The organism is Candidatus Pelagibacter sp. Uisw_127, assembly GCF_047722515.1.
Lineage (GTDB): Bacteria > Pseudomonadota > Alphaproteobacteria > Pelagibacterales > Pelagibacteraceae > Pelagibacter.
The window spans coordinates 594,085-605,806 of record NZ_CP159815.1; the positions used below are offsets into that span (position 1 = coordinate 594,085).

Sequence of the window (11,722 nt, forward strand, 5' to 3'; positions counted from 1 at the left end):
CTTCTTTAAAATTTTTAAATTTCTTTACACTTAAAAATTTAAACAATAAAAAAATATCAAACTTGAATAATTTTTATTACCAAAAAGCAATTATTTATTCCATAACATCACAAATTGCAAATATTTAAATTACAACTTATCAATGTATTCATCGTGAAATTTATCAAATGTACCTTTTTTAATATTTTCTCTAATAGAAGACATTAATTCTTGATAAAAATTGATGTTATGTAAGGTTAAAAGTGTAGAACCCAGTATTTCATTTGTATTAAATAGATGATTTAGATAGTTTTTTGAATACCTGTTAAGATTTAGATTTGAACAATTGGGATCAAGAGGCTCATTGTCATTTTTAAATTTATTATTTTTAATATTTATACGACCTTTCCAAGTAAAAGCTAAGCCGGTTCTTCCAGATCTCGTAGGCATTACACAATCAAACATATCAACACCTCTCTTAACAGCCCCTAGAATATCAGCTGGCGTCCCTACACCCATTAAATATCTCGGTTTATCATCGGGCATAATATTTTTTAAATCATCCAGAACACTAAACATTTCATTTTGACTCTCTCCTACAGCAAGACCTCCAATAGCATAGCCATCAAAGCCAATTTTGATTAACTCATTAAGAGATTTATTTCTTAAATCTTTGAATAAACCACCCTGGACTATTCCAAATAAAGCTTTGTGAGGATTTAAACCAAAAGCTATTTTAGATCTTTCGGCCCAATATATGGATAGTTCCATAGATTTATTTATTACATCATAATCGATAGTTTTTTTGGGACACTCATCCATGATCATAACAATATCTGAGTCTAACCCTCTTTGAACTCTAATGCTTTCTTCGGGACTTAATATGAATTTTTTACCATCCACATGAGAATTAAATATTGCACCTTTTTCTCTGTCTACTTTGTTTAATTTTGAAAGTGACATAACTTGAAACCCACCAGAATCTGTAAGTATAGGAAGCTTACAATTCATAAATTTGTGAAGTCCTCCTGCAGAAATTATTCTATCTACACCAGGTCTAATCATTAAATGATAGGTGTTAGATAATATTATTTCAGCACCAGTTTTAATAACATCGTCAATAAGACAAGCTTTTACAGTAGCCTGTGTACCGACAGGCATGAAAGCAGGTGTTTGAATGTTTCCTCTATGGGTTTCAATAATACCAGTTCTGGCAAATTTATCATTTTCAATGACATTAAATTTGAAATTTTTTAATGTCATTGAAATGTGTATTAATATTATTTAAAGCTAATAATTTTATCTGGGTTAGAAACGGAACCGTTATTATTTTGGTCTCCTCTTTTGATTTTATCGACTAGGTCCATTCCTTCAATAACTTTACCAAAAACAGTATATTGTCTATCTAGGAATGATGCCTCTTTGAAACAAATAAAAAATTGACTATTAGCACTATTTGGATTTTGTGATCTAGCCATAGACAGGGTTCCTCTTTCATGAGGTAAGTCGCTAAATTCTTCTTTAAGATCTGGTAAATCAGAACCACCCATTCCTGCTCTTTTTAAATCAAATTGGTCATTAGAGGAGTTACCAAATTGTACATCTCCTGTTTGAGCCATAAAACCATCAATTACCCTGTGAAATACAACACCATCGTATTTACCATCTTTTGCTAATTGTTTAATTCTTTTAACATGATTGGGGGCAACATCTTCAAAAAGTTCTATTTTAATATCTCCATCTTTAAGTTTTAAAATCATTATATTTTCCTCTGCGATTATATTGTTGGTTAGTATAAAAAATAAAATTAAGAATTTTGTTATAAATTTATTCATACTTTTCTTTTAAAGACTTTATTGTACTTTTTGTAGTAAATTTTTTAATATCCCCTTTTAATCTAACAATTTCTTTTACAAATCTTGATGAAATAATTTGATTTTCAACATCTGACATTAAAAAAAGTGTTTCTATATTATTGCTTATTTTTCTGTTCATTCCTGCCAATTGAAACTCATACTCAAAGTCAGATACAGCCCTTAAACCTCTTAGTATAATATTGGATTTGTATTTTTTACATAAATCAGTTGTTAAAGATGTAAAAGAGATAATTTTAATTTTTTTCTTATCTAATTTTAAATCATAAAAAAGTGCTTTTTTAATTAACTCAATCCTTTCAGCAGAGTTAAAAAGATAATTCTTATTAGCTCCATCAGATGCAGCAATAATAACTTTATCGAAAAGTTTTAAGGCTTTCTTAATGACATCAATATGACCAAATGTAATTGGATCAAATGTACCAGGATATACTGCTACTTTTTTCATTAAGCCAAGTTATCATCAATTTTTATAGCCGAAACTACTTTTTCATCACCAGACAGTTTGATGATCCTTACACCTTGTGTATTTCTTCCAGCAGATCTAATTTCTTTAACAGCGACTCTTATTACCCTGCCTTTGTTTGTAGATATCATTACTTCATCAGCCTCATATACTGGGAATGAAGAACATATACTGCCATTTCTTGGAGAATTAATTATGCCAATGATACCCTTACCACCTCTGTTAGTTACCCTATAATCAAAATTAGAAGTTTTCTTTCCATAACCATTTTCTGTAATGGATAATACAAATCTTTCTTTTGTTGCTAAATCACTTTTTATGTCTTTAGTATTTTTTTTACCTTTTTCTTGATTTATAATAGATAATGACACTATTTCATCATTAGGAGCTAACTCGATGCCTTTAATACCTTTTGAAGATCTGCCTTTAAATACTCTTAGTTTTTTTGATTCAAATCTGATGCATTTTCCATTTTTGGTACTTAACATTACATCTTGATCATCTTTACATATTTCAACACCAACAATTTTATCATTAAGGTCCAGTTTCATTGCAATTTTTCCAGCAGAATTAATTGATGAAAAATCCTCAAGACTATTTTTTCTAACTTTTCCTTTTGCTGTAGCAAAAACAATTTGTAAATTCTTCCAATCACTTTCGTCTTCAGGAAAAGGCATTATAGAACTAATTGATTGGTGGCTTTTTAATGGTAAAATATTGAATAAAGATTTACCCTTAGATGTAGTTGATCCCTCAGGGATTTTCCATGCTTTAATTTTATAAACGAGTCCTTCTGTTGAAAAGAAAAGAACAGAAGTATGAGTGTTAACAGATAATGTCTGTACTACTGAATCTTCATCTCTTGTTGTGATACCGGATTTACCTTTACCACCTCTTTTTTGTTGTTTTAAATTACTTAAGGCACCTCTCTTAATATATCCTTGAAAAGTTACGGTAATAATAACAGATTCTTTTTGAATAGTTTCTTCGATATCATAATTTAATATTGCATCAATAATCTTAGTTCTTCTTGGTACGGCAAATTTTTCTTTAATAGTTATTAACTCTTCACTTATAACTTTTAAAAGTTCTTTTTTTGAATTAATAATTTTTTTATACCCTTTAATTAAGTCAGCTAATTTCTTTATTTCAATTTCAATTTCATTAATACCTAGTGCAGTTAATTTTTGAAGTCTAAGTTCTAAAATTGCCACAACTTGTGGATCTGATAGTGAGTACAAATTTTTTCCTTTTTTGTCTTCTACTAGTGAAATTAATTTTAAAGATTTGTTAATTTTCCACTTAGTAGACAATAAAGATTTTTTTGCATCATCTGGAGTTTTTGATGATCTAATAATTTTTATAATTTTATCTAAATTTTCAACAGATACTGAAAGACCAATTAATATATGAGCTCTATCTTCTGCTTTTTTAAGATCAAATTTAGTTTTCTTAATTACCACATCTTCACGGAATGTTAGAAAATAAGTTAAAAAATCTTTTAAGTTGCAAATTTTGGGTTTTCCATCAACAATCGCAAGTGTATTAAAACCAAATGAACTTTCTATAGATGTGTTTTTATAAAGTTGTCTTTTAATAGTTTCGGGCTCAACACCATTTCTTAAATCAATAGCCACTCTAATACCCTCTCTATTAGACTCATCTCTTATATCTTTAATACCTTCAATTTTTTTCTCTCTTACTAGTTGCGCAATTCTTTCATTTAAAACTGATTTATTTACCTGGTATGGTACTGAGGTAATAACCAGTCTTTCTCTTCCATTTTTTTGTGTCTCAACACTAATTTCACCTCTAATCTTAAAGGATCCTCTTCCCACATTATAACCTGCTTTAATAATATCTTTTCCAATTATAACGCCACCTGTTGGAAAATCTGGACCAGGTATATGCTTCATTAAATCTTTAATCTTAAGGTCTTTGTTTTCAATTAAAGCTAAAGTCCCATCTATGATTTCTCCTAAGTTATGTGGAGGAATGCTTGTTGCCATTCCAACAGCGATACCACCTGCTCCATTAACCAGTAAGTTAGGATATTGTGCAGGCAAAACGGTGGGTTCTTTTTCTGTTTCATCGTAGTTACTTTTGTATGTAACTGTATTTTTTTCAATATCATCAATTAGATATTGAGAAACTTTAGCCAATCTAGTTTCGGTGTACCTCATCGCAGCAGCAGGATCGCCATCTATAGATCCAAAGTTACCTTGGCCTTGAACTAATGGTAAACTCATTGAAAAATCTTGAACCATTCTAACAAGGGCATCATAAACAGATTGGTCACCGTGGGGGTGATATTTACCAATAACGTCACCAACTATTCTTGCAGATTTTCTAAATTGTTTTGACCAATCATAACCACCTTTATACATGGCAAACAATATTCTTCTATGAACAGGTTTCAACCCATCTCTTACGTCAGGAAGCGCTCTACTAACAATTACACTCATAGCATAAGATAAGTACGATGAGCTCATCTCATCATGCATTGAGATAAGTTTAATATTTTTGTCTTTAGGTATTTCTGTGTCTTTCATAGAAACTAAAATGGAATTTCGTCATCCATATCATTAGGGGCTTGAGGGCTATCATCAGGATTGCTAGCAACAGCTTGCGAATTGTCATTTTGAATACCACCACCGCCACTGTTTCCACCACCCAACATAGTAAGTGAAGAATTGTATCCTTGAATTACAATTTCAGTTGAATACTTGTCTTGACCAGATTGTTCATCTTTCCATTTTCTAGTCGTTATCTGTCCCTCAACATAAATTTGAGCACCTTTTTTCAAATATTGCTGAACAACATTGACCAACCCTTCATTAAATACAACTATTCGGTGCCATTCTGTTTTTTCTTTTTTTTCACCAGTTGCTTTATCTTTCCAAGATTGGCTAGTAGCTAAACTTAAGGTAGCAAGACTTTTGCCATTCGACATTTGTTTGATTTCTGGGTCTGCGCCTAATCGCCCAATTAATAATACTTTATTTAAACTTCCAGCCATAATATTTTATAAGTGTTTATTTATTTATTTAGTTTTATATCACAATATAAACTCAATATTAATTTTATTAATTTAAAGCAACTAAAATTATGATCAAAAAGATAGTTATCAAGGGTGCAAAGGAGCATAATTTAAAGAATGTTTCTGTAGAAATACCCAAAGATCAATTTGTTGTAATTACTGGTCTTTCTGGTTCAGGAAAATCCTCACTAGCATTTGACACTGTCTATGCAGAAGGACAAAGAAGATATGTTGAAAGTTTATCAGCTTATGCTCGTCAATTTTTGGATAAAATGAAAAAACCAAATGTTGATCTAATCGAGGGATTAAGTCCAGCTATAGCCATAGAGCAAAAAAATACATCTAAAAATCCAAGATCAACTGTTGCAACAGTTACTGAAATTTATGACTATATGAGAGTGTTGTATGCAAGGGCTGGTGTTCCCTACTCACCATTCACAGGAAAGCCAATTACATCGCAAACAATAACCCAAATCGTTGATTTAATAAAAAAATTACCAAAAAAATCTACAATTTATATTTTTGCTCCTGTGGTTAGAGGTCGTAAGGGTGAGTATAGAAAAGATATTTTAAGTTATAAAAGAAGAGGTTTTAGAAAAATTAAAATTGATGAAGTCATATATGAAATAGATAATGCACCTAATTTAGATAAAAAACTCAAGCATGACATATCTGTTTTAGTTGATAGAATTGTCTTGAATTCTAATCTTGGTAATAGACTTGCTGAAAGTATTGAGACAGCTGTAAATTTATCAAATGGATTGGTATTTGTTGAGTACGAAGATGAAACATTGCCACAAAAATTTAGAAAAATTGAAAAATTAATTTATTCTACAAAATTTGCTTGCCCAGAGAGTGGTTTTACAATTGAAGAGATTGAGCCAAGACTTTTTTCTTTTAATAGTCCTTATGGAGCGTGCGCAGAATGTGAGGGTATAGGTATTAAATTGAATGTAGATCCAAATTTAGTAGTTCCTGATGAGAAAAAAAGTATAGCAGATGGTGCTATAGAACCATGGGCCAAATCAACAACGCTATATTATGCTCAAACCTTAGCCTCTATTGCTAAACATTATGGAATTTCTTTAGATGAGAGATGGAAAAAACTTCCAAAAAAATTTAGAGATGTAATATTGTTTGGATCGGATGAAGAAGAAATTAAGTTTGTTTATGACGATGGTTATGAAAAATATTCTCATAAAAAAACTTTTGAAGGTGTAATAAATAATCTTGAAAGAAGATTTCTTGAATCTGATAGTGAATGGAAAAGAGAAGCGATAGCTGAATACCAATCTGATTCTGCTTGTGAAGGATGTAACGGTAATAGATTAAAAGAAGAAGCCTTATGTGTTAAAATTGATAATCAGAATATAAGCGAAGTAACTAAAAAATCTATTTTAGATGCAGCTAAATGGTTCAAAGGTTTAGAGCAAAACCTTGATAAACGACAATTTAAGATAGCAGAACATATTTTAAAAGAAATTAATGAAAGACTAACGTTCCTTTTAAATGTTGGGCTTGAATATTTAACATTATCAAGAGAGTCAGGTACTCTTTCTGGAGGTGAGGCTCAAAGAATAAGACTCGCATCACAAATTGGTTCTGGATTAACCGGTGTATTATATGTTCTTGATGAACCTTCTATTGGATTGCATCAAAAGGATAATGTTAAATTAATAAATGCATTAAAAAGACTGAGAGATTTAGGTAACACTGTAATTGTTGTTGAGCATGATACGGAAACTATGGAAAATGCAGATCATATAATAGATATGGGTCCAGAAGCTGGAACTAATGGTGGTGAAATAATTGCACAAGGCACTTATGATGAAATACTAAAAAATAAAAACAGTATCACCGGTCAATACTTGTCTCATAAAAAATATATAGAAATTCCAAGAACTAGAAGGCTTGCAAAAAATGGAAGGTTTGTTGAAATTAATGGTGCTAGTGGAAATAATTTGAATAACGTTAATCTTAAAATTCCAACAGGAAGTTTTACTTGTGTAACAGGTGTTTCTGGTAGTGGTAAATCTACACTAATATTACAAACGTTATATCATGCACTAAATTTAACCTTAAACAATAAAGCTAGAAAAGTTCCTAAAGAGTTTAAGAGTTATAAGGGTGTAGAGCTTATAGATAAGATAATAGATATAGATCAATCTCCTATTGGAAGAACACCTAGATCAAACCCAGCAACTTATACAGGAGCTTTTGGCCCTATTAGAGATTGGTTTACAGCATTACCAGAATCAAAAACAAGAGGATACAAACCAGGTAGATTTTCTTTTAACGTTAAAGGTGGAAGATGTGAGGCTTGTGAAGGGGATGGTGTGATTACATACGAGATGCATTTCTTACCTGATGTTTATATTCAGTGTGATGAATGTAAGGGAACTAGGTACAATAGAGAAACTCTTGAGATAAAATTTAAAGATAAAAGTATAGCTGATGTATTAGATATGTCAGTTGATGAGGGATGTGAATATTTTGAAAACATTTCAAACATAAAAACTAAGCTATTAACATTAAAAAAAGTTGGGCTTGGCTACATAAAAATTGGACAGCAAGCAACAACACTATCTGGTGGTGAGGCTCAACGTATTAAATTAGCTAAGGAACTATCAAAAAGATCTACAGGAAGAACTATGTACATATTAGATGAGCCTACTACAGGTCTTCATCAACATGATATTAAAAAACTATTAGAAATATTGCACACATTTGTTGCATTAGGAAATACGGTTGTTGTTATTGAACATAATCTAGATGTAATTAAAACAGCAGACTATATTGTCGATATGGGACCTGAAGGTGGTGTCAAAGGTGGTAATATTATCGCAGAGGGCAAACCTGAGGATATTATCAAAATAAAAGGTAGTTATACTGGTGAATTCTTAAAACCTATGCTCGAAGAAAAATTTAAAAAGAAGTTAAAGATTTAAACAATTAGTGTATAAGTGATTCTTATTATGGGCAATTTACTATCATCTCTACCAAAAACAATTCATGCATCATTAGCTTTAGCTGTAATATTTTTTCTAGGGTTATTTTATGGTAATGGTGGTTTTGATTTTGATACAATTTTTTGGAGTTGGTTAACAAGATTGATTCATGTAACAGTTGCTATTATGTGGATTGGGCTTCTTTGGTATTTTAACTTTGTACAAATTCCAAACATGCCGAAAATCCCTGATGAACAAAAACCTGCTATAGGCAAAGTTATAGCTCCAGCCGCATTATTTTATTTTAGATGGGCCGCTTTACTAACTATACTATCAGGATTAATTTTAGCTTATTTAAATGGTTATTTACACGATGCTATGACTTTAGGTGGTGGTGGAAAAAATACAGCTATCGGTATCGGTATGTGGCTTGGTCTATATATGGCATTTAATGTTTGGTTTATAATTTGGCCAAATCAAAAAAGAGCACTAGGTATGGTTGAGTGCGAACCTGATGTTAAAGCAAAATCAGCAAGAACAGCAATGTTGTTTTCAAGAACAAACACTCTTTTATCGTTACCAATGTTACTTTCAATGGTAGCAGCTCAAAATCTTTATTAAATTTACTCGGTATCTTCTTTTAGGATTGTTTTTTGTGAGACTCTAAGTTTTACAAGTATCGGATTAGCTATATAAATTGAAGAATAAGTTCCAAATACAACACCCATTATCATGGCTAAAGAAAAACCTTTTAATATTTCCCCACCAAATAAATAAATTGAAACTAAAGCAAGCAATGTTGTGGCTGATGTAATTATAGTTCTGGAAAGAGTTTCATTGATTGAGATATTTGTAAGTTCATAAATCTTGATATTAGAGAACTTTCTTAAATTTTCCCTAACTCTGTCATAAATAACAACAGTATCGTTCATTGAATAACCAACTATAGTTAAAACGGCGGCAACTATTGATAGATTTATTTCTAGACTGAATAGCGAGAAAAGACCTAGTGTTATAATGACATCATGGAATAAGGCTAAAATAGCACCTAAACTAAATTGCCATTCGAATCTTATCCATATGTAAAATAACATTGCAGCTAGAGATAATGCAATTGCAATAATACCAGACTTTAATAATTCAGAGCTAACTTTTGGACCTACATTTTCAACTCTTCTGAAATTAAAAGAGCCTCCTAAAGAAGATGTTAAATCTTTTTTAATAACCTCAATAGCGTTTGCACTTGTATCTTTTTTCTCTATCTTAATTAAAAAATCATTTTCATTACCAAATTTTTTAACATTAAAGTCCCCTAAATTCATTTTGCTAAAAGATTGTCTTAGAGATGTAACGTTTATGTTTTTATCATTTGATCTTAACTCAATTAGAGTTCCACCTTTAAAGTCTACTCCAAAATTAAGGCCTTTAAGAAACAATAATATAATAGATATTATAACTAAACTTAAAGATATAAGGTTAAATAGTTTGTAAAATTTATTAAAATTAATCATTTATATTAGTTTAGCTTTCTCTTTATTTCTTACCACGTAAAGACCCGTAAGCATTCTTGCAATAAAATATACTGAAAAAAGTGTGGTGAAAATTCCAACAGCTAAAGTAACAGAAAAACCTTTAACTGGACCCGACCCCATTAAGAATAAAATGATAGCAGCAATTAATGTTGTTATATTAGCATCTATAATTGCCGTTTTTGATTTAACGTAACCAGTGTCAAAAGCGATTATGTTATTTTTCTCTTTTTTACATTCTTCTTTAATTCTTTCAAAAATCAATACGTTCGCATCAACAGCCATACCAACTGTTAAAATAATGCCTGCTATACCCGGAAGTGTTAATGTTGCTTCAAATAACGTCAAAATACCTATTAAAAAAAATAGATTAACTAATAATGTTATATTGGCTATCAATCCGAATATTTTGTATTTAAAAAACATAAACGTAATTACCAACAAGAAACCAATCATAAGAGCAATAACACCAGCATTAATTGAGTCTTGTCCAAGATCAGGACCTACTGTTCTTTCCTCGATTATGTTAAGTGGTGCTGGTAAAGCTCCTGATCTTAGTAGTAAAGCTAAATCTGTAGCTGATTGAAATGTAAAATTACCACTGATCTGACCATTTCCACTAGCAATAGTATCTCTAATCACTGGAGCACTAACAATTTTTCCGTCTAAAACAATTGCTAACTGCTTACCTACCCCTGTACTAGTTGCTTTACCAAATCTTTTTGCACCCACCCTATCAAGAGTGAATGATACCACTGTTTCATTTGTTTGATTATTCATTTGTGGTTGAGCATCTAATAAATTCTCACCATTTAAAATTATTCTTTTACTTACCATCGCTTCATTAGTGCCATCTTCAAATTGAAGCATTTCAGTACCAAAAGTGTCATTACTATTTTGAGTAACAAATCTAAATGTTAAATTTGCAGTTTTACCCAAAAGTGATTTTATTCGCATAGGATCATCAAGCCCAGGAAGCTCAACAAGAATTCTATTATTACCTCTTTTTATTATATTCGGTTCATTAGTACCAACCTCATCAACTCTTCTTCTAACTATTTCAAGGGCTTGATCTTGTGAAGACGTTTTAATTTCAATAAGTCCATATTTAGAAAGTTCTAATATAAATTCACCCTCTTGTATTTGTAAATCAAATTGATGAGATTTATATTGGTTATAGTATGGATTAATTTCACTTTCTTTATCTAGAAAAAAATTTTCAACTAATTCTGCATTGTCTTTCGATACATTAAATATTATTTTTTTACTTTCTATTCTCAAGTCATTAAAGTTTATTTTCTTACCTTTTAGAAAATTCCTAATGAAGATAGTTGTGTTTTGTAATTTTTGGATTTCAACAGGTCCATTATCAATTTCAAGTAGTAGATATGAACCACCCTGTAAATCTAAACCTAGATTAATCTTTTTTGATATAAAACTGTCTTCAGAAGCCTGAAAATTAGATGCAGCAATAAAAATAAAAAAAACTGTTACTAAAGAAACTAAGGTAATTCTTAATTTGGAAAAGTATAACAATTTAGTAAAATTTTATTTTTTTACTTCAGGAGTGTTAAGCAGCCCTTGGATACCTGTAGATTTGATAATTTCAACTTTAACGTTGTCAGCAATTTGTACTTCAACTTTTTCATTATCAATAATTCTTTCAACTGTACCAATAATACCGGCAGACGTTACAACCTTGTCGCCTCTTGATAAGTTTTCTACCATGGCTTTATGCTCTTTAACTTTCTTTTGTTGGGGTCTTATTAAAAAAAAGTAAAAAATAACAAAAATTAAAATTAATGGTATAAATTGTCCTATTCCTGAATCCATGTTTCTCCTTGATTAAAGTGAATACTTACAACATCTATTAAATTAAAACAACT

General features: G+C 30.5%; 10 protein-coding genes. 2 read left to right on the plus strand and 8 right to left on the minus strand.

Features of this window, described 5'->3' with window-relative positions:
- Window positions 1-129: 129 nt before the first annotated feature.
- The 5 genes from tgt to ssb are packed head-to-tail and all read right to left on the minus strand — an operon-like array spanning window position 130 to window position 5,338.
- Entirely contained in the window at window positions 130-1,242 is a 1,113-nt protein-coding gene (gene tgt, locus ABXT65_RS03320) for a tRNA guanosine(34) transglycosylase Tgt (protein ID WP_415324128.1), read from the minus strand.
- A gap of 17 nt (window positions 1,243-1,259) precedes the next feature.
- Window positions 1,260-1,814 carry a peptidylprolyl isomerase gene (locus tag ABXT65_RS03325; RefSeq protein ID WP_415324129.1) on the minus strand — a complete coding sequence of 185 codons (555 nt, stop codon included), beginning with the start codon at window positions 1,812-1,814 and terminating at the stop codon, window positions 1,260-1,262.
- Window positions 1,807-2,301, minus strand: a complete 495-nt coding sequence (gene coaD / locus ABXT65_RS03330) for a pantetheine-phosphate adenylyltransferase (RefSeq protein ID WP_415324130.1) — start codon at window positions 2,299-2,301, stop codon at window positions 1,807-1,809. Before coaD ends, ABXT65_RS03325 begins: the two co-directional genes overlap by 8 nt.
- On the minus strand, window positions 2,301-4,871 hold the full coding sequence (gene gyrA, locus ABXT65_RS03335; protein ID WP_415324131.1) for a DNA gyrase subunit A: 2,571 nt from the start codon (window positions 4,869-4,871) through the stop codon (window positions 2,301-2,303). Before gyrA ends, coaD begins: the two co-directional genes overlap by 1 nt.
- Window positions 4,872-4,876: 5 nt before the next feature.
- On the minus strand, window positions 4,877-5,338 hold the full coding sequence (ssb, locus tag ABXT65_RS03340) for a single-stranded DNA-binding protein (RefSeq protein WP_415324132.1): 462 nt from the start codon (window positions 5,336-5,338) through the stop codon (window positions 4,877-4,879).
- An 89-nt stretch (window positions 5,339-5,427) separates the two neighbouring features.
- Here ssb and uvrA point away from each other — a divergent pair, with 89 nt between their 5' ends.
- Together uvrA and ABXT65_RS03350 are read left to right on the plus strand one after the other, a co-directional pair.
- On the plus strand, window positions 5,428-8,307 hold the full coding sequence (uvrA, locus tag ABXT65_RS03345; RefSeq protein WP_415279085.1) for an excinuclease ABC subunit UvrA: 2,880 nt from the start codon (window positions 5,428-5,430) through the stop codon (window positions 8,305-8,307).
- 27 nt (window positions 8,308-8,334) lie between these two features.
- On the plus strand, window positions 8,335-8,928 hold the full coding sequence (locus tag ABXT65_RS03350; protein WP_415324133.1) for a urate hydroxylase PuuD: 594 nt from the start codon (window positions 8,335-8,337) through the stop codon (window positions 8,926-8,928).
- Between the two features lie 2 nt (window positions 8,929-8,930).
- Here the strand turns inward: ABXT65_RS03350 and secF are convergent, their stop codons facing one another.
- From secF to yajC, 3 genes are read right to left on the minus strand one after another with little or no spacing between them, the layout of a single operon-like run.
- Window positions 8,931-9,818 carry a protein translocase subunit SecF gene (gene secF, locus ABXT65_RS03355; RefSeq protein WP_415324134.1) on the minus strand — a complete coding sequence of 296 codons (888 nt, stop codon included), beginning with the start codon at window positions 9,816-9,818 and terminating at the stop codon, window positions 8,931-8,933.
- On the minus strand, window positions 9,819-11,372 hold the full coding sequence (secD, locus tag ABXT65_RS03360) for a protein translocase subunit SecD (RefSeq protein WP_415324135.1): 1,554 nt from the start codon (window positions 11,370-11,372) through the stop codon (window positions 9,819-9,821).
- A 12-nt stretch (window positions 11,373-11,384) separates the two neighbouring features.
- The gene (yajC, locus tag ABXT65_RS03365) at window positions 11,385-11,669 is read right to left on the minus strand and encodes a preprotein translocase subunit YajC (protein ID WP_415324136.1); all 285 of its coding nucleotides are present in this window, start codon (window positions 11,667-11,669) and stop codon (window positions 11,385-11,387) included.
- Between the last annotated feature and the right edge of the window lie 53 nt (window positions 11,670-11,722).